Genomic DNA, 26,061 nt, shown 5'->3' on the forward strand with positions numbered 1-26,061 from the left:
GCAAGCGCTTGCACAGTGATAAGCACTGATGCTAAGGTGAAGCACCAAGAAGCTCATTATGCAGTATTCCGTCAGGCGGACGGATATCGTTTCATGCTGGAACCGCCCAGGGGAGAGACCATGAAGACTCGTATGGAACGCCGGAACTTTCTCAAGAACGCAGGCGCTACTGTGCTTGCGAGCATGTCGCTTACCACTGCATCGTCGATGGCTGAGCGAACGATCGCTGCAGACACCCTTACAGGAAAAGTAGCGCGCATCTTTTCCGGCTGTTGCGCCTACACCTATCGCCATCTCTTCTTGAATGGCTCATTGACGCTGGAGACCTTCATTGAGAAAGCCGTCGACATGCGGCTCGATGGGCTCGACATGACGGCGTACTACATGAAGAACACAGATCCCGGTTACATCGAGAATCTGCGCTACCTGGGATATAAGCACGGCGTCGCCTTTTCCGGTGTTGCATGTGGATCCAGCATGGTGCAGTCGGACGCCACCAAGCGAGCTGAGGTACTGCAGGACATTAAGAAGTGGGTAGATGTAACCGAGCGAATTGGTGCGCCGCATCTGCGTGTGTTCGCAGGCCCCCAGCCAAAGGGCAGCACAATGGCGCAATGCGTTGATTGGACCGTCGAGCTATTCAAAGCTGCAAGCGACTATTCGGGCAAGAAGGGTATTACGCTCGGGTTGGAAGATCATGTCGGCGTTTCGCAAAGCGCGGAAGTCTGCATTGAGATCATGCAGCGTGTGAACTCACCGTACGCCGGCATCAATATCGACATCTCACACTTCGTACCCTCCCCCGGGCACGATAGCTATTCGCAGATTGCTGCGTGCTTGCCCTATGCCACGCACGCGCACGTTCGGGCTGGCTTTGACGACAATTCCCCAATCGACCTGGACCGCGTATGGAAGATGTTTGCGGATGCAGGATATAAGGGCTTCATGTCCTACGAAGGTGAGGAGAAGGATCTGAGTGGAACCCCTGCTCAGATCGCAGAGATACGGCGTCTCTGTAAAAAATACTCATCTGTTTAGGTGAACTATTACAGATAGCGGAACACAATAGCGGAGGATCGCCTGGCGAACCTCCGCTATTATTTCTGCTCCCGTGCATAAACTTGTTCAACTTTTACAAGAGGAACAGAGATACGTTTGTGTTTCACACAAACAACGGGTTTCACCATTCGGCCGAGGCTGTGGCGTAGATAAAGGTCAAGGCTGAACTTCCACGTGATTTGATTTTAGAAATGCGCGGAGCTTCGAGTAAATCGTGATCTGTTGATCGGGAGTGAAGTGTCCATGAAGGCCATGATCGATGATCATTAGTTCTGACGGTTCACCGACTTTCTTCAATGCTGCGTCCATGTCAACACTTTGGTGAAAGTCGAGGATAGGATCTTCGTTACCTGCGATGAGGAAGACAGCCGGACCGTCTTTTCGGACATAGTGAATAGGCGAGACGCGGTGCGCCATCGCTTCTCGGTCGGGCATACTGCCGAACCACGCAATAGCATCATCGCGGCCCGGAGGCAAATTGTCCTGATGCAGCAGCTTTTCCATGTCACCTACACCAAACCAGCTAACGACAGCAGCCACATGCGGGAGTGGCACGCCGGGGCACTCGCGATCAAGACCTGCTGATTCGCGGATGAGGCCGGTGGTAAGTGCGAGGTGACCGCCTGCGGATTCTCCGGCAATGACTAATCGCGAAAGATCAAAGTGTTTGTCCTTCGCGTGCTGTGCAACCCAGCGAAGCGCACAAAGACAATCTTCGACAGCAGCGGGTGCGAGTGCAACGTGCGCCATGCGATATTCGACATTCACAACATTCCAGCCCATCATCACCCAAGGCATGAAGGCGCCGATGGAATACTCCTTGTTGAGCCCGATCCATCCGCCGCCATGGATGAAAATGAGGGTTGGCATGGGTTTATCTGTGTCGATGCGTTGATAGAGATCGAGCTTCAGGTCTACACCACTTGCTTGTAAATAGGTGATGTTGGGCGTCATGGCATAGCGTGCGCGTAACTGAAAAGCTGCCCGCATGCCTTCTTCCGAAGGGAAGACGGGTTCTTGTGCGAGCGCTGTACTGAACACGAAAAGCAGGAAGCTCAGGACAGTCCATATCTCGAAATTACGATGATTGATCGGCATGTATCGGTACTCCTGTTAAGGGCAGCGAGTGAGCACGATCCGCCGAGCGGATGGCGAGCGTCACGAAAATGTACGCGCACGGGTATACGACACCCGAGACCGCGAAAACAGGTGCAAATGAAAAGCGGTCTACGGTCGGGCCGATAATCAGGGTTGAGATCATGCCTGCAATACCACCCACCATGCCGGTCAGACCCACAATGGAGGCATTGTTCTCGGCAGGAAGCAAGTCGGTCACGAGCGAAAGGTAGTTGGTGATCCAGATGCCATGTGCGAACAACAGGAGACTCATGCACCCAATGGCTGCAGGGATGCTACCCACAAATCCGGCGCACCAGGACACGGGAGTTATTGCTGCCGCAATCAGTAACATCCGCCGCTTCGCTGCAACAGATCCCATCGATCCAGAAAGCACATCAGTCAATTTTCCGCTGAAGATCTGGCTAACGCTCAGCATGAGGAAAGGAATCCAGAAGAGATTGCCGATGGTTTGCAATGGCAACGCGCGTTCCTTGGAAAGGAACTGCGGAATCCAAAACATATAGAAGTAGAAGACGGGATCAAAGACAAAGCGTGCGAGCAAAAGCCACATGAGACCGGGTTGTTTTAACAGGTCGCCATAACTCGATGCAGTGCTGCTGTGTGTACTCCGTGGAGCGGGTTTAACGAAGATGATCCAGACCGCGCACCACAAGATACCCAGCAGACCGGAAATAAGGAAGGCTCCACGCCAGCCGTAACGGATGGCCAGCAGCACAGTGAGGGGTGGTGTAAGAACCGCTCCAAGTGCTGATCCACCGATAGCAATTCCAGTCGCAAAGGATCGGTCTTCCGGAGCGGAGTATTCCACGGCTCCGCGCGTAGCTGCAGGAAAGCATGCACCTTCACCAAAACCCAGTGCAAAGCGTGCTATTGCAAGTTGAGTACCGTTTCGGACGAATGCATGCGCCGCAGAGGCTGCCGACCAGATACCGAGTGAAAGCGTGAGTCCGAGCTTCACTCCGAGGCGGTCAATCATGTAGCCGCCGAACGCTGCCATGGCTGTGTAGCTCAATTGAAACGCAAACACGATATGCGAATACGCAGTGTTTGTTATCCCGAAATTCGCGAGGATACTAGGCGCGAGTATCGATAGCACCTGGCGATCCAGAAAGCTGAGCGCTGTCGCCATGAATAGCATGCCGACGGTGAACCACGGGAATCGTTTCCGTTTCATCATTGCGCGACGATCTGAATCTCCAAATTGAGAATGCGTGCGATCTTCTTAAGCTTGTCGATCTGATTTCCGATACCGAGTGCGAAGTGGTGGGTTACACCGGCGTCCGTCCAATTCTCCACGAAAGTGGGCATGTCTGGGGCGAACTTTCCACGTGTGTTGGTATTGCCGGTTTCTGGAATGCCTCCAGGAAGTGATGATCCTTCCGCAACGATGAAGGCGAAACGACCATCTTCGCGTACGGTGAGACCGGTAATTGTGATGGGCCCATTCTTCACCTTGAACTCTACCGAGACACCGTGGCCAAATTTACCGTGGTAGAGGCTGAGACCGCGCAGTGCCGGCTGTTCATCGCTGATACCGATGTGGCCAGGACCGTCATGGCCAATGAAGACAAAGTCCTCTCGAAAATCTGCCGGATGCAACTCACAGAACGATCCACCTGCGTTCAGGCGATCCATGATGAGCATCGCTGTGCAGTTCTTCAGATCCCCTTCGCCCGCCACCGGAATGCCCTGCGCGGTGAGTAGTGATGCGCCAACAATGATGTTCGCGATGAGGAACTCGTCCTGATTGTTGGGCAAGCCGCGATAGTAGTGGGAGAGGCCGTCGAGCTTGTAGTCTGCGACGAGCTTCTCAAGACCAACTGCGACGCGCGCGGAGTCGCGCATGGCCTCTGGTGTAACTCTTCCAGCGATTGCGGAATCAGAGCCGGGCTCTGGAAAGGTAAAAAACGCACGGATACGTTCCGTCATGGTTTCGATCTCGGCTTCGGTCGCCTCGTCCACCCGTTTCGCCAGATCGCCCATTTCAATCATGTCGACGTGCATACCGAACGCAACCGTGAAAGACGTTGGATCGACGTTCATGTCGAGCATGCCTTCAAACGGGTGACCTAACAAGCCAATGCGCGCATTCTTCAACGTATGGACTGCTTTCGCCGCGTAGATCCAATCTTCAATCATGCGTGCAGAACGAGGGTCGTCGTGCAAGGTGCCAAAAACACTATCCGCACGCAGTCCGCAGCGTCGCAACGCATACATGATCTCCGGCAGCGACGTGCAATTATCATGCGCCAACTGCACATGCGTGGTTACTTTCTTTACATCCATGCCGGGCGTGGGCTGAAGCCCTACCAATACCATGTGCGCCTTGCCGCGTTGTGCTACAGGTACCACGAACGCGCTTTGTACATAGGTGGTGACGAAGCACAGGATGAGATCCACGTTGTGAGATGCAAAGAGGTCTCCCGCAACGCGGCCACTTTCTACCGTATCGACAAGACCGCCGGAGATCACCTCAACATCCATTGCGCGGAGTCGCTCTTCGAACTGATCACGATAGCCTGCAAGTTCTTCGCGTAAGCCGGGAAATTGTGGCCAGTAGCGATGAAAGCCAACATTGAAAACACCAATGCGAGCGCGCGTGTGCTTTTTCCGTACCTTGGTGGCCGCTGCAATTTCGGGGCTCGTAGTCTCTGCAAACTGGGGATTCATGTTCAAGCTCCTTTGTCGTTACGCGTCTTAGCTGATTACCAGGAAATGAAGAGGGAGCCGGTAATCCCATGGACAGTAAGTCTGCGCCCGTTTTCGCTGCGGGTCACAGGGATAGAGTTTTGTTCCACATGGAGGCGCATGTCGTTGACCTGAAAAATGACACGTTCTTTGTCTTCAGGTAGGAAGGTGACCGTTGCATCCTTAAGTCCCTTGATTAAGGTCCGGCGTCGGAAACCAGTCATGCCTGCGTAGTACTCGACGCATGAAACTTCCCCTATCTGCTGTGTTTGAACGAAGACACGCGCCTCATGATGCCAAGCGCGTGGCAATGTGTAGACAGCATGGCCGTCTTCAAGCCACGCCTCGCGACCGACAAAAAGCGGAGCGCCGATGGAGAGGCGAAAACGGACGCTTGATGTCGTGGAAGGTGCATAACCAGAGAAGAAGTAGCCGTTGCGGCAGCGTGCACCAAAGATGACCGGCAACCGCGTTTCTGGAGAGGTCTTGTTCACCACAATAGAGACACCAAGCTGCGCAAGCGCTGCGCGGGCAAGTGCCTCTGCCGGGAATGATGTTGCAGGATCATCCGGTATAGGGATACGGGCAGAGACATTCTCAGGAATGCGTGAACAGAAGGTGCCGCGAATCCATGCGCTGTTGTCATGCTGTACGGCGTAGGCTCGTTCCTTCCCGTTTGCATTGACGGTTGCAAGAACCTTTGTGCCCGGCTGAGCAACAGTATTGATGTTGCCAGCATTCGTAAGGCTGCGGTGCTGGAAACGCATGACCTGCACACCGTGCTGAACATCATCGAGATGAAGGTTGCTCTGGAGTGTCAACTCACCATCGATTCCATCGGACAGCGTGAGCCCCAGGTATTCGAGCATCATCTTGCTGGCATCGGTCACGGGGCCGTAGAAGAGCACAGGAAGGCCGCGGCGTACGCGATCCAGTAGGACTTCCTCCAAAGGCGAACCTGCAGTTGGAACAAGAGTGAGTAATACGGTTTCGTCAAAGAACGTGGGGTTCTGACGAAGCGTAGATAGGAAATTTGTCGTGGAGACAACAGAGTTGAGAGGAAGTCCCGTATTCACGGCACCGCGAAGGTACCAGTCGGCAAAGAACGGAAGTTGGGGATTGGGTGACTTTCCAAAGACCATGTCGTGATATTCACGGAATGGGCAGATCCATGTGAGTAATCCCGGAGCGTCGGAGAAGTCATCGACCGCACCGAGCACATGCGGCGTCACTTCATTTGCGGCTTGCTCCGGCATGCGACCGTAGCTGTTGTCCACGGTAAGCATCTCGAAGAATGCTGGACGTGTGATGCCCGCGTTGCCATTGATGCGTGCTACTGCAAGCGGAAGGTAGATATCGTGTGGTTCCCGTCCGTAGCGATCAAACCAGGGACTATTCAGCCACCAGGGATCGTGAACATAGAAGCGGAAAGGGAATCGGCCATCCGGCGGTAGCTCTGCGATGCGGGAAAGATAACCGACGAGTTCAAGTCCGAAATCACCGTCGATGGCGGCCCATGGTGAATTAGGAGGCGCGATCATGTTGAAGCCACCCTCATAGATCTGTTGCAGCGGGCAAGCATTCGTTGCGAGATCGCTGCCGAGGAGCAGATTGGTTCCTCTTGTTTCCAGAGGAAACTTTGGGCATTGCTTACGAAAGTCTTTCCAGAAACCGAGGATGGCATCCCGCAGTGAGGGGGCGGCGTGGACATCGAACTTCGTACCATCGAACAGCGGTCCCTTTACCGCCCAGGGGCTTACTGAAAAACCGAAGCCATTGGAAAGCCAGAGACAATCGAAGCCAAGGTCAGAGAGAAAATGCTGGGCCTGACCTCCAAGAAAAGTGCCGAGGCTCATGCCTTCCGTGATGCCATTTGGAAAGGCGGCATACGCAACATTGTCTGCGTGAAGATGGGTGACACATGTCACGAATGTGCTGTGTCCCATCGTGTTGTCATTCGCGATTTCAGGATGACGTTTGTACTTAAAGGATGACTTCGCGAACTCCGGCCCTGGATCAAAGGTGGCTCCGACTGTGACCGGTTTGCCTGTTACAGCGGTTCCGATACGTTTGAGCGTGGCGACAATGCGTCCGAGTACGCCGTATGTCATGACCGGTGGATTATCGATGTAAAGGTGCGGTATGGAGTGCAAACCTTTGCGGTCAGGGTCATCTCCTGGTGCGGCCTCGGGCCTGTTGCCGATGCCGATCCACTTGGCCCACTCAAACTCGTCTGTACTGCGTCCGCGGTAGTCCAGGATCTCGCTGCCATCGGCAGACCACAGCAAGACTGCGACCGACTCCACTCGTCGTATCAATGGCAGCCACTGATGGAAAAGATCCTGGCAGACAGCTTCGATGTAAGCCTGATCGGTCTGCCGAAATGGTTTGAGGCTCATCTCGAGCGTGACGCGATCAAATGCTGTGTTCTCAAGATTCGGCTCTTGTGGCCACGGCACGTTACGCAGAGGCGCCATGTCGGCACCATGCTGCGCTTCGATGGAGCGGCTTGCTGCACTGACCACAGTCGAAGCGGCGACGTAGCGAAAGATGTCACGTCGAGTTGGATTTTTCATGGGCTTACCAGTATGCCTTTAGACCGAACTGAATCTGACGGTTGTTAGTGCGTGTGCTGGTGATTACACCAAACGATGGTGATCCGACAGTCGTGTTGGGATTTCCGAAGCTGGGATGGTTGAAGGCATTGAAAAACTCCGCGCGAAACTCCAACCGATAACGGTCATGGAAGACAGTGTTCTTCACTGCCGAAAGATCGATGTTGTTTTCACCGGGCACTTGAATGACTCCGGTTGCACAATTGCCGAATGTACCGAACGGCTGCGAGACAATCTTGGACGTATCAAACCAGCGCGTGATGCTGCGTTGGCCGCTAGGAAGATTCGGATTGCCAATGCAGTTGGGGAAGTTGCGATCAACACGGCCAACGTTGGCGCTGATGTTTGAGGTGGGTGAGATGAACTCTCCTTTGAAAAAGGTGAGGATGCCATTACCACTCCAACCGCTGATCAGCTTATCTACTATCACCGGAGTGTTGTTGAGGAAGGCACGGTTACGACCAATGGGAAGTTCGACGGTGGGACTGATCGTCAGTCGATGTGGCTGACTGTAAACCGTGGGACCGTAGTAGCGGTGGCGCGGCACGTACTCATTGCCGATGGCGGATTGATCGCCCGCCTCTGCAATGCCCATTGCTTTCGAGTAGGTGTACGCTGCTAGCGCGGAGATGCCGTGAGACATACGTTTCTCTGCAGTAACTTGTAGCGCATTGTAGTTCGCCTGATCGATTGCACGCGTGATACTGATGTCTGCCGCACCGGCAAAGGGTCTGCGTGAGGCGATAGAAGTTGGGTTAGCAGGATTCGCGTCGACGCGGGCCTGATTGATCAGGTCGCGGCCTGTAAGCTTGTGCGCGGACGAGCCGACGTATGCGGCCTGAACTGCGAACGTATCAGTCAACTGGCGCTGGACTGTGAGGTTGTACTGGTACGTATAGTTGTCGGGCAGATTGTGGTCGACGGAGAAGATGTTGGACGTTGGCGTGACAGCGGGTGACGCCGGCCCGAAGATGCCACCCGTGAGGGTTGGTGTTGTGGAGGCAGAGTTAACCGTTGTGCTCGCGAGGAAAGGGGGATTCAATCCATAGCCTGACGATAGCTCCGATCCACGAATGAATCCGTAGTAGATGCCTGAGCCACCGCGGATGACCGTGCGCGGCGTGATGCTGTAGGCAAAACCCAGACGCGGTGCGAAGTTATTGCGATCGGGTTTGATCAGTCCATCAATGCCATTTCCAGGTGTGAGGAAGCAGTTACAGCCACGGTCCCAGACATTTGCCTGGCCGTGTACTTCCCGAAAGGGCTGGTTGTACTCATAACGAAGGCCGAGGTTCAGGGTGAGGTTCCGAGCCACCTTCCAGTCATCCTGCACATACGCCTGATACTGATTCCACCGAAGGACCACCAGGCCATTCGAAGTGACAAGTTGTGTCACTGTTGCTGTATATGGAATACCAAGGATGAGATCGGCAACGGGATTCCCCGTATGCGTTGCATCCCTGCCTGTGAAGCGCCCGTCGAAGGAGAGATTGCCATTCGGCGTTGCGGGATCATACTGCGCAGGCCGATACTGACGCGCCTCAAAACCGAAGCGCATCGTGTGCGCACCGCGTATCCATGTGAGATCGTCATTGAGCTGATAGTTATTCTCGTAGCCACCTGTGGGTACGTTGATGGGCGATCCCATGGAGGAATAGCCCTGCACACTAAGGATTGGCGCGCCTTGCTCAAAAGTCGGGATCTTAAGATTGGTTAACCCAAAATCCTGCGTAGCAACATCGTGGTCCGCAAGAATCAGTTGCAATGAGAAGAGACCATAAGTCCACCCGATTGCTGCTTCGTTGAGTAGATTTGGGTTGAAGATGTGCGTTTCGTGCAGAATGGCCTGCTTGCCCTTGTAACTGTTGACGGTGCCGCTGTAGGGCAGAGGGAAGTTGTAGCTTTGTGCGTTCTCTGACGTGTTGCTGAAGCGTCCAAAAATGTTGTCGGATTTGCTGATTTGATGATCGACGCGGATGTTGAATTGGTTGGCATCGTCTGGTAGGGAACTGGATGCGACATAGTTATACCCAGCAACGCCGGTCAGGTTGGGTGCAGGATAAAGTGAGGCCGCCGCTTTGCCGATCTTTGAGATTTCGTTCGCTGGAATCTGATTGTTCGCGTAGGGCGTGCGAGCACCGGCGGTGAGAATAAACGGATCGTAGAGCTGAGCACTTCCTGAAAAGTTACCGGCAAGTTGAGCCGGTGTGGGTACGAGTGCATAGAGTGTCTGGGCTTGACGAACGCGAAGACCTTCATAGCTTCCAAACGCAAACGTGTGATCTTTCCATAGGGGACCACCTAGCGTAAAGCCAAACTGATTGCGTTTCAGTACTGGTGTCGTCTTGCTGAAATATGGCTTGGCATCAAGGACGTTGTTACGAAGGAATTCCCACACGTCGCCGTGGATGCCGTTGCTACCTGATCGGATTGCAGTGTTGATGATGGCAAGGCCATCGCCGTACGCAGCAGAGTTGGCGTTCTGTTGAATCTTGAATTCCTGCACGGCATCAACGGATGGAGTAATGGCCGGGCGTCCGTTCTGAAAGAGACGGGCGTCGACGCCGTCAAGCAATACCGATGTCTGATTGCCGCGTGCACCGTTGATGCTGAAGGTGCTTTGCGCGCCTGGATTTTCTGAAGCACCCGGTACCAGCAGGCTAAGAGCAAATACGTTGCGACCATTCAACGGCATCTGCAGTACCTGCTGTCCCGTGATGATCTGGCCGGTCGATGAAGTCTCACTTTGGACCAGAGGGGCTGTGGCCTGCACTTCGACCTTGCTGCTGGTCTCGCCGATCTGAAGCGACACATCATCCTTGAGCGTCTGATTCACATCCAGAGTGACGCGAGATTCGATGGTCTTGAAGCCGGACATGCTGACACTGAGTCTGTATTCACTCGGCAGGAGAGCGGGAAAACTGTAGTAGCCCTCGGCATTGGTGGTTGTCGTTTTCACCTGCGCCGTTGCAACGTTCGTCAGCTGCACAGTTGCCCCAGCGACGGATGCGCCCGTGGGATCAGCAACGCGGCCATTGACCTGCCCCTGAGAGCCCTGGCCGAGCAACGAGCAGGGCAGTATGAAAGGGGCTACGAGTGGTAGCGCAAGCAGGACTGGGGAGGAGCGGAAATGCCTAAAATTCATGGTCACCTCGCCTATTCACATAGTGAACATCTGTGTGTATATGTTGGCGGGAACCATTAATGCTTGTTGCGCTAATCCACTGTCAAGAGCGAGCAGGTGCAATGTCTGCATTTTGTTCAGTATTGTTCACATATTGAACGTAAGGAAGTGCGTTCATAAGCAGTCAATCACTTCAGCGAGGAAGCAGACGTGCGGGGATAATAGCGCCTGAGATTGGCGCGATTCAGAAGGATGTGGTCAACGTAGACTGCAAGCGGAGTCTTCTGATGGGCAATAACGGTGCTGGCTAGTTTGAGAAGTTCTTCGCCATAACGCTCGGGGAAATAGGCCACGGTCGCGATGAGCGGGCTCGAGGCAAGTGCCAGTTCAGCGCGTGCTTCGGCTGTACCGTTCTGGCCGACGATGGCAACCTGATCGGCAATTCCTAGCGTTCGCACAGCCTGCACAGCTCCCATGGCGCTAAGGTCGTTGAAGCACGAGATGAGCACCTTGCTCCTGCGGGGCAGAGACTTGAACACGCGCAGGCACGCAGCCCTGCTGGTTTCGCTGGAGGCGAGGCCATCCACGTGAATCACACGCGTGGAAGCATCAATGTTGAGCGTTGTATTTAATCCCTCGACCGTACCCGTGAGGCGCGCCATTGTCGCCGCTGCCGAAAGTGACGACTCGAGGAGGACGAGCTTGTCGAAGTTTCCCTGCCATTGTCTGCGTGCGAATGTGCCCAGAGTTTCGCCGGCGAGCAGGCCTGCGCGATAGTTGTTGCCTCCGAAATAGAGTGCACCCGCGATAGGTGTTTCTACGCTGATGAGCGGGATTTGCTCTTGAAGAAAACGATCGGCGAGTAAGTGCGCGAGCGAGCCGCGACGTTGGAAAAGGATCACTGCCTCTGCACCGGAACGCAGTACAGCGTCTATCTGGTCGCGTGGAAGTTCGATGTCGCCGGTATCGACGAGCTCCAATTGCAAACCACTGTTGGCGGCCGCACGCTGCAGGCTCCTGGTGACCTCTTCGCGAAACGGATTGCCTGTGAGTGGCGCGATGTAACTAACGCGTGGCATCCGTTTGCGATTTTTTGCCCGGTAGCGTTTGTCGGTCAGACGCTCGATATATCCGCGGTCCTCGAGCGTGCACAGGAGACGGAAAACCGCAGCACGGTCAAGGCCAGTCAGCTGCGCGATGTCATGGATGCGCAGCGGCTCCGGAGCGCGTTCCAGGCTTTCAAGAACGTCGAGTCCTTTATCAAACGTCCCGGAACCGTAATGTCGAGTCTTCGATCCCGCCATCGAATCATTGTAGCCACAGTGGATGCGGTTTTACTGCATCGCAGGTCCTCGTCGTCTGCTGCTGACTGGCGATAGCGAAAAGAAGCAGTGCTGCATTGAGATTGTCGTCAACGATCTAACGCTGCTAATAGTCCTTTGTGGCCCGGAGAAGAGTTTGGACTATGTTGCCCTTATCCGTCTGCCAGATGGAGTATATGAGTGAACCAGGAGGCACCTTTCTAGAGGCCTCACTTGATCGTGTCGGAGACTGGTGTCAGCCATCCTCGGCTGACCGGGCATCGATACACGATTGCCCGATCATACCGACGTTTGGTGACTCGCACCGCCACTCTCTTTGTCAGAAGGAGTATCTGAGCGCGAACTGCATCGATCGTGGGCTATTTGACTGCGATGTTGCGATGCCGAGTGTCGGTGAGGTTACGCCACCACCGCCTGTGCTGAAGAGCGGATGGTTGAACAGATTGAAAGCTTCCGCACGGAACTGAAGCTGGTGTTCTCCTGCGATCTGGAAGTTCTTGATGACGGAAAGATTCGTTTGAAAAATCCAGGGTTGCCATCCTACTGAGCGAGTAGTGCCGTACTGGCCGGCAGCAGGTTGCGCGAAGCATGCAGGGTTGAAGATGTTGAATCGCGTGCGGTGAAATCCCTGCATGGGATTGCAGGTGAGATTTGCGTAAACACTATGGTATGGGCTCGTATCCGCATTGTTATTTGCGGTCACGGTAATTGGTTGGCCTGATGCAAAGTACTGAAGGCCTGCAAGCTCCCACCCACCTATGATCTCGCGGTTGATGATGTTGTTTGAGTTCAGGAAATGTTTGCCGGGGCCGAAGGGAAGGTAATAGATCGGGCTGATGTTGATGTCGTTTTTGCGGTTGAAGCTGGCAGGACCATAGGTCAGTTCTGGGTGGTAGATCGACTGAATGTCGCTGTTATCACCGTCGATGCTGTTCAATGCCTTTTGGAACGTATAGGCGACTAGAAGCTGGAAGTCTTTGGAGAGTCTCCGGTCAAGCTTCACACCCAGCGCGTTGTAATTCGCGCTATAGGCATTGAGCTGCCCGTCAATAGGACCTGCGCTGGGATAGGGACGAACGTCGAGTTTGCCGGAGGTGTTCCCCGCAGAGAGTGCAATTGGCTGGTTCAAATCTGCACGTGCAGACTGGTGACGAGTCACATTGCCAAGATATTGCACCGTGAGCATGGTGCTACTTCCAAGAGTTCTCTCCACGTTTAGGTTCCATTCCTGCGTAGACGTGTCCTTCAGGGTTGGGTTGATAGAGTAACCTCCCTGTCCTGGAACTGACGGCGGATTGGCGATGAACAGGTTCTGAATATTCTGCGGCGATTGAATGTTCAGGCTGTAGCTTTGCGCCACCACGTTGGGAGAGTACAGCAGCATGAATTGCAGATTGTTGTAGAGAATAGGAGCGTAGTAAATGCCGTAACCGCCGCGGATGGCAAGGTTATCTGTGGCCTTGTATGAGAAGCCCACGCGCGGTCCCCAGTCGTTATAGTTGGCGTTCCATGCTCCGGATCGGTTGGAATTTGTTGCAAGCAGATAGAGCGCGCCGCGGCCATTCTTGTCAGTGGGCGGATTGATGTAGTCGTAGCGCAGGCCGAAGTTCAGCGTCAGGCGTTGTGAAGCTCGCCAGTCATCCTGAACAAATCCGGAGACATCGAATTCGCGGAACGCACCGGCCGAGTTGCCAGTCAGACCGCTGCCTCTGACCGGGAATCCAAGTTCGAGATCGGCCAGCGCATTGCCCTGGTCGGACGCACTGCGTTTTCCGCCTACGTATTGGGATGTCGCTGATCCGTCGAAGGTGTAGTTGCCATTATTCGTGACGACCCAATCGCCGTTGAACTGTACGCGGATGAATTCGCCGCCAAAGCTCAGCGTGTGATTTCCATGTGTCCACGTCACCTGATCAGTGAACTGGTAGCGATTCTGGATGGCACCCTGGGGAGAGTATGGATCGCCAAGTGAGGTGTAGTTCGATACCGAAATCGCAGGTGGTGTTGACTGCTCCAGCAGAGGATTGAGGTTGTTTAGTCCATAAAAGGCCGCGTAGTTTTTTGCCCCTGTCCCTTGCTGCGTACGGAACAGATTGCTGCGGTTGTAGCCGATCCTCAGCGCGTTCACGATGCGATCGTTGACGATCTGCGTGTCTGTGATGGAAGCATTCGTGCCGGTAAGGGGAACACTGATGCCAAAAAGGCCGGGAGTGATTGTGCTTCCACCGCCCGAGTGGCTGTAACGAGCGACCGTGCCAAAGAGTTGGTTCTTCTGTGAAACGTTCCAGTCGCCTCGAGCAAGGTACTCGTCATAATTGCTGCTCGACGGCAGATTCGTCACATAGTTCACATTGTTGGCGTTCAGCGGGACATTCGGCAGCGGATAGTTTTGCAGCCACTGTTGTGCGAACGCGCTGAGCGCAGGAATCCTGTTGCCCGGAAATGGGTTGGAAGTGCCGGTCACCGGGTTATAGGTCGTAGGGTCATAAATGGTCGGGTCAGCAGAGAAATCTCCGTTGCGTTCTGCCAACGTTGGGACGCGATTCTGTGAGAGACCGGAGGAATGGCTTCGCAGGCCGGAGTAGTCAAAGAATCCGAAAATTTTGTTGCGATAGATAGGACCGCCAACGTTTCCGCCGAAGAGGTTGTAGCGTAGCGGAGCCTTCGTGGTCGCAAACCAGTTCTTTGCATTCGCTGCGTCGTTTTGCAGGAAGTCGTAGAGTGTGCCGTGAAACTTGTTTGAGCCGCTCTTTGTGATGACGTTAACCACGGTGGGCTGCCGGAAGATGGCAGGAGCGTTGCTGTAAAGGGTATTCACTTCCTTTGCTGCTTCCACAGACGCAAGAATGTTTGCTGTCTGTGTCAGTAGGTTTGTGTTATCGATGCCATCCTGAAGAAACTGCGTCTGGTTTGGACCCAAACCGGCGAGGATGACTGCATTGCTTGTTTGGCCATAAAAGCTTTGGTCGCCAGCAGAGGTGGAAGCATCCGTGCCCGCCTGAGAAGATGGCCCGAGTGTGGCGACACTGAGAATGCTGCGTCCGCCATTCGGAAGCGTGGTCAACTGCACACTGTCCACAGACGTAGCCAACTCATGGCTGTCTGTTTGCAGCGCCACCGATCCTGACGAACTGGTGACTGTCACTTCTTCCGAGACATTGCCCACCTTCATATGTATGTCCAGGTTGAGGCCACCCAGAGTCAGCGAAGCAGGAAGTACCGTCTTGGAAAATCCCTGAACCGCAACCGTTACGCGATATGAGCCAACCGTCAGCGAGGGAGCGGTATAGAAGCCGTTTGCATCCGTAGTCACCACGCGCGTGGCCGTCGTGTCCACATTCTGAATGCTGACTGGAACGTTCGGCACTGCGGCTCCCGAGGCATCTGTCACAGCTCCAGACAAGGTGGCCAGGTTTGTCTGCGCGTATGCCTGCCGCTGCGGAATCGTCAGAACGCATGCTGAAACCAGAGCTGGAAAAACAAAGCCTGCAAATGTCGCCGCTCTTCGTCGTTCCGCACCCCGCATCGGTGCCATTTGCCTTTTGCCTTCCGCTACCGGCGGCATGATTTCCGAAGTGAACCAGGATCGCATCTTAACCTCCAAATCACAGCAACTGTGAAAGACCTGTATTTATAGCCTCGGCAAGGTCTAAGGTTCGTTCGAATCGACTGTCAATGTTCCGGAGGTGTGGTGTAGGTACGGTGCTGTACAGACGCTCCGGAAAATGCGGGCAATGATTTTCCGAAAGTGTCCTCCATGTTCCGTCAGCACCTAACAAGGCGAGGCATGTTCATCCATGACCGCAACCGTCGGCTTATCGCGGCCGTGAGTAAGTTCTGTTATGGGGGAAGAGGCGCCGCCCAGTGTCAAAATGCAGGGCGTTACCAGACCTTGCTGGCAATTACCTGGACCGAGGTGGGAGCGCAGTTTACCAGCGATGTGTGCAGGACCAGTTCTATGTTTTTGCTCAGAAGGGCAGCCTTCGGAATACCGGATAGTGCCTTCATCTGCACGGGATCGGTGACGAAATCCGCGACAGCATGTGTTCCGCATGTGGAGAGGCCGGCAATGGCAAGCACTGGCGCTCCGGCTTTCGAATCCATCACGCGGAATACCAGAGCGTAGTCATCCATCATGCGTGGCGTCATCTCCGCCTTCAGGGGATTATGCCACCGCCGGTGAGCGCCCGAGCGTTCGCGAATTCCAAAGCCGCGATCGAAATAAAAGGGCAAACTCTCATTCATAACCCGCGTCCAGTAGTTGTCGAAGGATCCTATCAGGATGAGAGGCGAACCTTTCAGGTCCATATAGGGGAGATTTGGCCCCGACCGCATCACCGGAGTTCGGTTGTACTTGCTTAGAAACGCAGAGACCCTGATGTCGGCGTACACCGAGCCGGTGAGCATGCCTTCGCCATATGAGAAGACTTGATTCGGCCCCATTTTCGGCAGATCTGCTGAAGGAGGTTCCGGTACGCGTATCGGCCAGTAAAGGTCCGCCGGAGAGGAGGCTTCGTCAGCTGGCGATCCGGGTTCATAGACAGGCATTGTCCCGGTGTAGATATAGACGGGCTGCTTGCCCTTTAGGATCGGTGCCCATAGCGCATCCATCTCTTGTTGCTGGGGCCGCAGGAAGAACCACCAGGTTCCGAAGAGAATCACAGCGATTGCCGCCGCGATGGATGCCACTTTGAAGCCCACTCTTATCCTGAAAGACGAAGGGAGTGCCGCAGGGGAGTCCGGGATCGGAACCATGGGTTGTGTTGTTTCAATTGCCGGAACGATGTTCGTAATCACCGGAACTGCAATGGAGGCGGGCTTGGTTTCGCCAACAGCCGACGGCGTGCGCTTACCCTTCGTGATTGGCCGGGACGTAAACCCAGGACGATATGTCCCGTTCGGAATCACAATCTGGATGGGGGCCTGATCTGCGGCTACACCCTCGTAATACTGAGCAAGCCGTTTCCTGAGCAGACCCATCCGGGAGCGAACGATCGGATCTTCGGTCGTGTCGTAATCGGGACGTCGACCGAAGACGTAGATGCCAATCATCCTCTCCTTAAGGTTTTCGTCATTTCCCTTAACCGTCTCTTCCACGACATATCGCAAGAGGGTCTGCAATTGCTGGCTGTCTTTGAAGCGTGCGCTACGGAGGATCTGATCCAACGTTTCCGCAATCTGTTCAGAGGAATAATGAACTTCGCCCTGCGACCGTTCGCAGGTGGTTTCGATCTCGTTTATCGCAAGCATCGCTTCACCTCGAATTCCGTCTATCTCTCGGCAGCCACCGGCAGACGCTGAATCGTTTCAGAGGAGCCATGATACAGCACCGCACCTACACCGTTCCGGCAGGACGTTGACAGCACAATGGCACCTGCCCGACGGTGGGAATTGCTACAGGGCTTAAACGAAACTGTCCCAGCGGGCTGGAAGGTTTCTACCCAGTGCTTGTCTCCAGCCAGGCAGGAGTGGGGCACACCTACTCCCGTGACAATTTGTATTGAAACGAATCAATTAGAAGCGCCAAGCGAAGGAGTTCTGTGCATCGTCGGGAATTTATTACCAGGGCTGGCGCCACGCTGTTGCATGGCGGTCTGATCGGGACCCCAGCCGCCATAAAGCCACCAAAGGCAGATGCCTGCATCACCGCGGCATACTACTTCGGAAACTTTCATGTGGACCCCAGGAATGAGGCGGCCCACGGAAGTGGGTGGACGGAATGGAATCTGGTCAAAGCTGCGGCGCCACGGTTCGCTGGTCATCACCAACCAAAAGTGCCGCAGTGGGGCTACGCTGACGAGGCGACCCCTGAGGTTTTCCAAAGGAAGATTGCCGCAGCCAGCCAGAATGGTGTCGACGCTCTGCTATTCGACTGGTACTGGTACGAGGATGGGCCATTCCTGAACGGCGCGTTGGACAAGGGCTATCTCATGGCCCCGAACAACCACGATGTTCGATTTGCCCTGATGTGGGCCAATCATGATTGGATCGATCTGCATCCTGCCAAGTTGGACAGCCCAGGCAAAGTTCAGTTTCAAGGAGGAATTTCACGCCAGGCCTTCGACACCATGTGCGATCGTGTTGTCCAACTATTCCAGCACCCTTCCTACCTCAAGCTTGATGGAGAACCTTATTTTTCAATCTATGAACTCTTTCGATTTATCGCGGGCATGGGAGGTATTTCACAGGCTGCACTTGCACTGGACGCGCTCCGACAAAAGGCACGTGCTGTCGGTTTTCCCGGCGTCCACATCAATGCCGTCACCTGGGGAGTGAAGCTACTGCCGGGCGAAGCAGAAGTACAAAATCTGCCACAACTTCTGAAGCAATTGCGAATCGACAGCACCACATCTTATGTGTGGGTTCACCATGCCCAGCTTTCAAAAGGGTTCCAGACGGAATACGAAGACGTCCGCAGCCAATATGAAAAGTACCGCGATCGGGCATCTGACGAACTGGGTTGTATGTACTTTCCGAATGTAACGGTTGGCTGGGATGCCACGCCTCGCACCTGTCAAACCGACAACTTCCGTGTAAGTGGATACCCTTTTACGTCCGTAGTGGTTAACAACTCTCCGCAAGCCTTTGAAGATTCTCTTCGTTCGGCCAGGCAGTTTGCCGAGCATCATCTACCCGCAGGCAAGCAGTTGGTCACTCTTAATTCGTGGAACGAATGGACTGAGGGCAGTTATCTGGAGCCAGATATGGAGCACGGGACGGCCTATCTGGAAGCTGTTCGTAAGGTATTTGGATCGTCTTGATCCATGTCATAGCCTCATGCCATCAAGCTACTCGCCGCCGAAGTGAGATTTGGCGCACAGAATCTCCTGATTTTCGCGTCTTTTAGCAGGGCAATGGGCGTTATGACGAACTGCACTCCAGTGTTACGAGGAAAGATATCGCTTCAGAGCGATCACGGCATTCAGCCCTCCAAAGGCAAATGAATTGGAAAGCGCATAGGAAGTCGTCGAAACTTTATTCTCTCGAAGTAAACAGCGCAGACCCAAGGTTTCATCAGGGTTAGAAATGCCGCCTGCACACGGAAGAAGTCCTTTTTGAAGCGCGAGGACAGCCGCGAGTAGCTCGATAGCTCCTGAGGCGCCCATTGCGTGGCCGTGTAGTCCCTTGGTGGAGCTTATTGGTAGCGTGGTCGCGGCTTCGCCAAAGACGCTATGGATCGCCTGCGCCTCCAGTCGATCATTGATCTCCGTGCCGGTGCCGTGTGCGTTGACATAACCGACTTCATGAGGCTTGATGCTGGCGTCACGCAGTGCTCGATCCATGGCGGCGGCAGAACCGGAAGGGTTGGGTTGTGTGATGTGCGTGGCGTCTGATGACATACCAAATCCAACGATCTCCGCAAGAATTGGAGCACCGCGATCCAAGGCCGCGTCCATTGCTTCCAGGCTGAAAATCGTCGCGCCTTCGCCGAGTGTGGTGCCGTCGCGGTTTGCAGCGAAGGGCCTGCAATAGGTGGGCGAGACGGCACGAAGGCTGTCCCAGCTTTTCATGAAGCCATAGGTCAGCGGAGCCTCGTGGCCACCTGCAAGGGCTGCCTTAACCATTCCAGAACGAACCATGTGAAATGCCTGCCCAATCGCATGTGCAGAGGAAGCGCATGCGGTCGAGACAGTGTAGGCGGGACCAGTGATTGCGTGTTCCATACAGACAAGACTTGTGCCTGCGCTCGCCATCGCGCGAGGAACGGTCAGCGGATGTACGCGCGTCCCTTGTGTGTAAAGCCTGGCTGTCTCTGGCTCTTCTGCTGTTCGACCGCCGGCCGAGCAACCGAAGATAACGGCTGTGTCTTCGCCTGCATAGTGGTTGGTTAACGCAGAGGAGGAGATTGCTTGCCGCGCAGATGCGATGGCGAACTGTGACGATCGTTCTGCAAGCTGCACCTGTGATTGCATAAGCCAATCGGCTGGGGAGAAATCAACGACTCTTGCCACTTTTGAGAAGAGCAGTGAACCTGGGGGTGCGTTCTCAATCTCGCGAATGCCGGTTACACCAGCGAAAAGGTTGGCGCTAAATGCCTCGACGGAGTTGCCGATGGCCGTGATGCATCCAGCGCCCGTGATGACAACGCGTCTCATGCGGCGCTCGCATTGCTCGATTCAGCTGCCTGCTTTTTCGCGAGGGCCTGTTCCACAGCAACTGCAACATCGCGCACTGTCACAATCTCGTGAAGTTGACTGTCAGATATCTGAACGCCGTACTGCTCCTCCATATCGAAAGAGAGTGAGACGCGATCCAGTGAGTCAACCTGCAGCGACTCAAGCGTGGTCTCTGGTGTGATCGAGTCTGGCGAGACAGCCTTGGCTTCAGCGATCCTTCGGATGCATTCCTGTTCTATGTCTGTCACGCTGACACCACCGTTTCTGAATTCAATTCCGTCTTGTTCCCATTCTTTGTCATGACTTTACTCGCGCCAGGCAGAGTTTCGCCGGCCTGGCTGTGAACAATGAAACTTCGTGTTTCGGAATGCCTGCGTTTTTCAAGTGAGCAATCCAGTCCTCATGACGGAACGCTCTTCGAAAAGAGATAGGACCATCATGCTGAACGAAGCGATGCCAGCGCATTACCTTTGAGAGCAACATGAAGCCGTAATACGGATTGCGTTCTCGATGAAGGTCATTCACAAACCAACCACGTTGAGTTACGTGTTCCATCCACTGCAGGAACTTTACGATGTCGTCATCTGGAAGGTGATGCGTAAAGAGCGAGCAGATCACGACATCAATTGGTACCGAGGGATCGTAGTGAAATGCATCGCCGGTTATCCACTCAATTGATGAAGAGGAGGGCGTCATCTCACGAGCGGCGCGGGCTGCATGAGGATTCAGATCGATACCGGTCAGCCGAATAACAAGGTCCTCTCGCTTCGCCATATGCTCAACTTCCCGCAGCATGTCGCCACCCCCACAGCCAACGTCCACGATGTGCAACGTGCTTCCATCCTTCGGAAGGATGGTGCGGAGCCAGTTGAGTGTTGGACGATAGCCGAATGTCATGCGATTGACTTGCGCAAGATCGCGAAGGCAGTCACGGAAGTCGTCGTAGGAGCACGGCTCGTCCATCCATTCCGACAAATTCGCGCGAGCGGTAAAGTCGATCACTGCGCCCCCGTGGTGACAAAACGCATGGTCTCAGCGGTGAGGCCGGGACCGAATGACATGGCGCAACCGAGTTGCCCGGCTTCGCTGGATTGCATGATGGATTGCAGGACGAACATGACAGTTGCAGAGGACATGTTGCCGAATCGCCGCAGTATGTCGCGAGAATGCAAGAGCGCGGTTGGGGGAAGATCAAGGGCTTCCTCCACAGCGTCCAGCACAGAGCGTCCACCCGGATGCACGGCCCACTGGGTCACCCTGCCATCATGCAGCAGCTCATCTTTGTGTGCGCGAAGTGCTTTGCCTACCGAGAGTGGCACCTGCCCGGAGAGGACCATATCAAAGCCCTGGTCTCCGATGTGCCACGTGATGAGATCGGCCGTATCAGCGAGGCTTATCGCGTGAAAATCAATTAACTCTAACCCCTGTGGACGAGCGCTGATGAGAGATGCTGCGCAGCCGTCACCAAAGACGAGGAACGAGAGCACCTCTCCAAGGTCTTGCGATTCCTGCAAATGCAGCGTGCACAATTCAAGATTGATCACCAGGACGCTGTCTTGTGGTTGAGAACGAACGATGTGACGTGCCTGCTTGAGTGCATTGATCGCTGCGTAGCAACCCATGAAGCCAATCATTGTCCGTTCCACGGACGAATCGAGCCCCAGATAGCGCATCGCATCAAAATCCAGGCCAGGTGCGTAGAAGCCCGTGCATGTTGTCACGATGACATGGCGGATGCTGGCTCGCTCGTCATCGTTTAACGCAAGGCGATCGAGTGCGCGATACATCAACCTGGGCGCTGCTTGCTTATACAACTGCATCCGCTCACCGGTCGAGGGGAACTGTCCTGTTCGATAAAACTGATAAGCATCCACTTCATCGGCGTGGGGGATTCGATCAACGCTGAGTGGCGAGTATCGGGCGTCAATGCCGGAGCGCTCGGCCATTCGCAGGAACAAGTCTCGGCTGCGAGATTCCTTCAGCATGTCAGCGGCATAGCTCACAAACGCGCGATGAACGTCGCTGTCGAATGTTGCTGTTGCAATCCGTTGCAGGTAGGCTTTTACATCCACATTCCACTCCACGCCTGGGATGGGCGACTAGTTTGAAAGTTGCCCAATAAGAGTCAGGTCGATTGACACGTCTTTGTCCGCTCTCCAAAACAGAAGGCTGGGATCCTTCAATCCCCATTGGACATACGGAATGGTGAAGTGCGTCTTTGCCGTTGCGGTCTTACCTTCAGTATGGACGACCATGGGAACGGTAATTTGATGAGGCACGTCAAGCAGCTTGAAAATTCCTGTGACCTGAATCGTTGAGTCTCCTGATGGCACGATCTCGCCCGCATAGGAAGAAGGAGCAAATGAAATTGCCGTGTACTGCTCGACTTTCAGGATTTCCTTATTCATCCTTTTGTCTCGTGTACCGTTGCCCGTTTTACCGCTACCGGCGGATACGACAACTGAGCCGGATATCTTGGGGTCGTTACGGTCAAATTCAATCGAGCCGGATTGAACATGAAATACACCATGGACTACTTCGTGAGTCGTGTTGAGTGTAATCTTCACATCGCTGGCACCAGGGGTAACAGTGAACGTCTGATGTTGCGCAGAAGCAAGTGGAGCCAAAATGCTCAGCAGGGCGAAGACTGCAAGGTTTTGCACGGTATCTCCTTTCGATCAAATGTCGGAGTGCACACTCAAGATTCAGTGACCATATGCGGATGGGCTGTTGCCGATTGAGCGACGCGGGTTAGCTTGGCGGTGACGCGCATGACACCGGGCCACACCTTGAGGCAAAAGGGCAGCACTGCCCGTGCAAGAGAGTTATTCAAGCCGTTCGCTGCGACTTCTGCGAGTCGCATCTGAAACAGCAGGTCTGAGCGTAGCTTCGTCTGGAAGGCGGGAGCGAGAACGCCCGCAAGATACGCGGTTGTTGCGCAGCGGGCAGTATGCAATGCAATGGATATGCCATCGCCGGTGAAGGATGGTATGACCGCAGCCTGATCGCCAATGCAGTACAGTCCATCCTCGGTGGAGGAACGAATGAATCCATACGGTAGATGGGTAATCGCAATCGGCTTGGTGAGCAGCGGCTCTGCGCCTTTGAGCCTCATAGCAAGATGTGGACAGTCTTCTTGCATCTTTGCGAGGAAGTTCTCCCAACGGTTTCCGGCACACGCCAGATAGCGCTGCTGGACGACGCAGCAGAGGTTTGCGATGCCGCCTTCTACCGGCTGGATGCCGCCATAGCCTCCTGGGTAAAGCATTAACTCGGATGCATCTGCCAGTTCTGCCGTCTGCTCGGACGTCAGTCGGAAGTACATTTTGAAGGCGACCCATTGTTGAGGGTCTTTGGGGCGGCCGTGACCACGCATATCGTGCTTGCCCGTGGCGAGAAACACGGTAGGCGCGGTTCGTGTTGATCCGTCGTCAAGCGTAGCTTCCCAAACGTTGTCCGCGTTGCGATTGAGAGTTTGCACGCGACATCCACTCTTCACGTGAACGCCCGCTACAAGGGCTTCAGCAAGGAGTGCTGTGTCAAGGGTCTTACGCGTAAGCGATGCTGCTGGAAACGGTAAGGGCGCCTCCGCAGCGCGCCTGGCAGCCGCAAGTCGGACATGCTGAATTGGCACGGCGCCAAGTGATGCCACGTCGATGCCGAGTGCATGCAAGTCCTCTAACGCTTCGCCACTCAGGAACTCTCCGCACACTTTGTGGCGCGGTGTGGGTTCGCGTTCAATCAGCGTGACACTTAACCCTTTGCGCGCAAGAGCAATCGAAGCAGCACAACCTGCCACTCCTCCGCCAATGATAAGGATTTCATTGCGCAATGAATCTTCTCCTCGTTTCCATGGCATCCCCATCCCGCTCTTGAGCCACATACTTAGTAGACGGCGGAAGTGCGTAGAAATGGACCATTCTGAACAAAACGTCATTTTGAAAGCAGCGGGCGAGATGCAGAATGACAAAGTGAGCAACTCATGCGGCATGGTTCTTGCGGTGGTACGGAAGGTGTTCGCAGGAGCAGCATTCGCGATACTGCCGGGAATCGCGGCGAACGCCGAGCAGCTGGAAGTTCAGCATCGACAGATGCTCATGCATCAGTTCATGGATGTTCGTGCAGATAATGGGAAGATCCTCGGGCGCGCTGAATTCACTCAGGTTGTGCAAGGCGATGAAGTGACGATGCGTCTCAGGTATCAATTCCTTGATGGTTCCATCGACGACGAGACGACGACATACCGGCAGCAGGGAACGTTTCAGTTGGTGCGTGATCAGCACGTACAAAAAGGCCCATTCTTTACAAGTCCCGTCGACTTCACCGTGGATGGCACAACGGGGACAGCGACGACTATTACGACTGACAAGAAGGGAAGATTCCACACTGCGAGTGAGCACATAGACCTGCCTAAGGACCTGTCGAACGGGTTTGTCGGGACGTTGTTGGTGAATGTGCCACGCAACACCAAACCGTTTCGTGTATCTCTTCTTGTGCCAGTCAATAGCGGACGGTTAATTCACATACAGATATCTTCAGAAGGCGAGCGACCATTTCAGATGGAAGGCCAGCCTCTTAAGGCAACTGTATTTCGCATCCATCCTGATCTGGGACGTATCGTTGGATTGTTCGCCCGCATGCTCGGTCTGCAACCGAAAGACGTGATGGTCTGGGTGCTGGAAGGTGAGCAACCGGAAGTGATGAGGATTTTCGGACAACTGGGTGGCTCGGGACCGGTTGTTAGCTCAGAGCTTGAAGGAACCAAATTTTGAAGTCCTGATCAGTTGCGTCGGTTCGTGAGCTCGTGCCAGTTCAGCCCTATCTCGACGATAAGCAGCGAGGCGAGCGTGAAGGCGATAACGCCAACTGCAGATAACACATCCCCAAGGTGGCTCCAGTAGCGAGGCCACAGATTCAGTACGCGGCTGGAGATGAAGGTGAACGTCACGGCGTACGAGCGCGCCATCCATTGACGATGTGCAGTGATGTGGCGATTGCGCGCTGTAATGAAAGCAGCGGTCGTACAGACCATCCACGCGGTGGCCTGCATGCAGGTTCCGGGAAAGCCAGGACGGCCTGAAGCGAGCGCAATCCCTGTGAAAGATCCAACAAATACTGAGATGACATAGATGCGGCCGAGTCTGCGATGCCAATTGAGATGACGCGTGCGAAACCTCGACGAAAATTGGAGCGGGCCGATGACCAGAGCTGCAATGCCAGACAGTGTGTGCGGGATGAGAAAACCGCGGTCGGCAATTACCTGCAAACGGTATGCGTGGTACATCGGGTAGTCGATAAGGAGAAACACTTCAGAGGTGACGAAGACAAACAGTGCGATGAGACCAAGTGCACTCCAGAGAATCACCTTGGACTTGGACCGGGTCGAATTGCGTGCTGGCAACGTGGATGTTGGCATAATTCGCTATGGAACGCTTCAGAGGATTGTCTATGGCTGCTGCCACGAATTACTTACTCGCCAGAGCTGCGCGCACACTTTCGGGCAATGGTCCCGCCGCGGAAGCCAGAAGTTGGCTGACCTCCCACATCTGCGATTCGCTCAACGTCTTCTGGTACGAGGGCATGCCGGTAAGGCGAATGCCGTTCTTCACTCGCCAGAATGTCTCGCCTACCGGATCATCACTGACTCCGACTACGCCGTTGCGGTGTTTCGCCCAGAGCTGCGGAGCAGAGGGGAACATGTTCTTACCGATGTCCGTTTTGTGATCGGGTGTGCCATGGCAAAACGCGCACTGCTCCTTATAGGTGACCGCACCTGCAAGCAGTGATTCATCGGTCGCCTTCGTGGGAGGCTGCGTGAGTTCCGCGTCGATCCTGCGGTGCAGGGGAGCCCTGACGATCTGACGCTCAAATGGAAAGGATGCGTCTGACACTGCAACGGGTGGGCGGCCGTAGTCCAGATACACAAAGACAGCCAGAGGAACGGCCAGAAGGCCGACGACGAAACAAACCACTCCAAGCAGCCAGGGCTTCATTGC

The 26,061-nt window shown here is 54.6% G+C and carries 19 protein-coding genes; 3 read left to right on the forward strand and 16 right to left on the reverse strand.

The genetic code is table 11. The annotated features are described in order from the left end of the window. Positions 1-120 precede the first annotated feature (120 nt). The gene (locus JAO32_RS01475; RefSeq protein WP_334236774.1) at positions 121-1,038 is read left to right on the forward strand and encodes a sugar phosphate isomerase/epimerase family protein; all 918 of its coding nucleotides are present in this window, start codon (positions 121-123) and stop codon (positions 1,036-1,038) included. Between the two features lie 177 nt (positions 1,039-1,215). Here the strand turns inward: JAO32_RS01475 and JAO32_RS01480 are convergent, their stop codons facing one another. The 8 genes from JAO32_RS01480 to JAO32_RS01515 form a co-directional block, all read right to left on the reverse strand. After that, positions 1,216-2,157, reverse strand: a complete 942-nt coding sequence (locus JAO32_RS01480; RefSeq protein ID WP_334236775.1) for an alpha/beta hydrolase — start codon at positions 2,155-2,157, stop codon at positions 1,216-1,218. Continuing rightward, positions 2,138-3,376 (reverse strand): MFS transporter, encoded by a 1,239-nt coding sequence (locus tag JAO32_RS01485; RefSeq protein WP_334236776.1) that lies wholly within the window; start codon positions 3,374-3,376, stop codon positions 2,138-2,140. The genes JAO32_RS01480 and JAO32_RS01485 overlap by 20 nt, the downstream gene beginning before the upstream one ends. Beyond that, on the reverse strand, positions 3,373-4,869 hold the full coding sequence (locus JAO32_RS01490; RefSeq protein ID WP_334236777.1) for an L-fucose/L-arabinose isomerase family protein: 1,497 nt from the start codon (positions 4,867-4,869) through the stop codon (positions 3,373-3,375). The genes JAO32_RS01485 and JAO32_RS01490 overlap by 4 nt, the downstream gene beginning before the upstream one ends. Positions 4,870-4,904: 35 nt before the next feature. After that, positions 4,905-7,463: a hypothetical protein gene (locus tag JAO32_RS01495; protein WP_334236778.1), complete on the reverse strand. Its 2,559-nt coding sequence runs from the start codon at positions 7,461-7,463 to the stop codon at positions 4,905-4,907. Between the two features lie 4 nt (positions 7,464-7,467). Further along, complete coding sequence (locus JAO32_RS01500; protein ID WP_334236780.1) at positions 7,468-10,647, reverse strand: TonB-dependent receptor; 3,180 nt, start codon at positions 10,645-10,647, stop codon at positions 7,468-7,470. Between the two features lie 167 nt (positions 10,648-10,814). Then, positions 10,815-11,930, reverse strand: coding sequence for a substrate-binding domain-containing protein (locus JAO32_RS01505; RefSeq protein WP_334236781.1), 1,116 nt, complete (start codon positions 11,928-11,930; stop codon positions 10,815-10,817). 337 nt (positions 11,931-12,267) lie between these two features. Then, on the reverse strand, positions 12,268-15,483 hold the full coding sequence (locus tag JAO32_RS01510; protein WP_334236782.1) for a TonB-dependent receptor: 3,216 nt from the start codon (positions 15,481-15,483) through the stop codon (positions 12,268-12,270). A gap of 347 nt (positions 15,484-15,830) precedes the next feature. After that, on the reverse strand, positions 15,831-17,198 hold the full coding sequence (locus JAO32_RS01515; protein WP_334236784.1) for a hypothetical protein: 1,368 nt from the start codon (positions 17,196-17,198) through the stop codon (positions 15,831-15,833). A 290-nt stretch (positions 17,199-17,488) separates the two neighbouring features. On the opposite strand from JAO32_RS01515, the gene JAO32_RS01520 reads away from it, so the two are divergent. Next, positions 17,489-18,709: a glycoside hydrolase family 99-like domain-containing protein gene (locus JAO32_RS01520; RefSeq protein WP_334236786.1), complete on the forward strand. Its 1,221-nt coding sequence runs from the start codon at positions 17,489-17,491 to the stop codon at positions 18,707-18,709. Between the two features lie 123 nt (positions 18,710-18,832). On the opposite strand, the gene JAO32_RS01525 is transcribed toward JAO32_RS01520, so the two are convergent. Genes JAO32_RS01525 through JAO32_RS01550 form a run of 6 tightly spaced genes read right to left on the reverse strand, consistent with a single transcriptional unit; the run spans position 18,833 to position 23,897 of the window. Next, on the reverse strand, positions 18,833-20,044 hold the full coding sequence (locus JAO32_RS01525; RefSeq protein WP_334236788.1) for a beta-ketoacyl-[acyl-carrier-protein] synthase family protein: 1,212 nt from the start codon (positions 20,042-20,044) through the stop codon (positions 18,833-18,835). Next, complete coding sequence (locus tag JAO32_RS01530; protein WP_334236790.1) at positions 20,041-20,313, reverse strand: acyl carrier protein; 273 nt, start codon at positions 20,311-20,313, stop codon at positions 20,041-20,043. Before JAO32_RS01530 ends, JAO32_RS01525 begins: the two co-directional genes overlap by 4 nt. Positions 20,314-20,362: 49 nt before the next feature. Beyond that, positions 20,363-21,028: a methyltransferase domain-containing protein gene (locus JAO32_RS01535; protein ID WP_334236793.1), complete on the reverse strand. Its 666-nt coding sequence runs from the start codon at positions 21,026-21,028 to the stop codon at positions 20,363-20,365. A 35-nt stretch (positions 21,029-21,063) separates the two neighbouring features. Next, entirely contained in the window at positions 21,064-22,137 is a 1,074-nt protein-coding gene (locus JAO32_RS01540; protein ID WP_334236796.1) for a type III polyketide synthase, read from the reverse strand. 27 nt (positions 22,138-22,164) lie between these two features. Next, on the reverse strand, positions 22,165-22,728 hold the full coding sequence (locus JAO32_RS01545) for a YceI family protein (protein ID WP_334236798.1): 564 nt from the start codon (positions 22,726-22,728) through the stop codon (positions 22,165-22,167). A 35-nt stretch (positions 22,729-22,763) separates the two neighbouring features. Continuing rightward, positions 22,764-23,897 carry an NAD(P)/FAD-dependent oxidoreductase gene (locus JAO32_RS01550; RefSeq protein ID WP_334236800.1) on the reverse strand — a complete coding sequence of 378 codons (1,134 nt, stop codon included), beginning with the start codon at positions 23,895-23,897 and terminating at the stop codon, positions 22,764-22,766. Here JAO32_RS01550 and JAO32_RS01555 point away from each other — a divergent pair. Further along, complete coding sequence (locus JAO32_RS01555) at positions 23,890-24,837, forward strand: hypothetical protein (RefSeq protein WP_334236802.1); 948 nt, start codon at positions 23,890-23,892, stop codon at positions 24,835-24,837. The genes JAO32_RS01550 and JAO32_RS01555 overlap by 8 nt on opposite strands. 8 nt (positions 24,838-24,845) lie before the next feature. On the opposite strand, the gene JAO32_RS01560 is transcribed toward JAO32_RS01555, so the two are convergent. Next, positions 24,846-25,481 carry a DUF2306 domain-containing protein gene (locus tag JAO32_RS01560; protein WP_334236804.1) on the reverse strand — a complete coding sequence of 212 codons (636 nt, stop codon included), beginning with the start codon at positions 25,479-25,481 and terminating at the stop codon, positions 24,846-24,848. Positions 25,482-25,530: 49 nt separating this feature from the next. Next, positions 25,531-26,058, reverse strand: coding sequence for a c-type cytochrome (locus tag JAO32_RS01565; RefSeq protein ID WP_334236806.1), 528 nt, complete (start codon positions 26,056-26,058; stop codon positions 25,531-25,533). Positions 26,059-26,061 lie beyond the last annotated feature (3 nt).

Source organism: Terriglobus sp. ADX1 (genome assembly GCF_036877645.1).
Classification (GTDB): Bacteria; Acidobacteriota; Terriglobia; order Terriglobales; family Acidobacteriaceae; genus Terriglobus.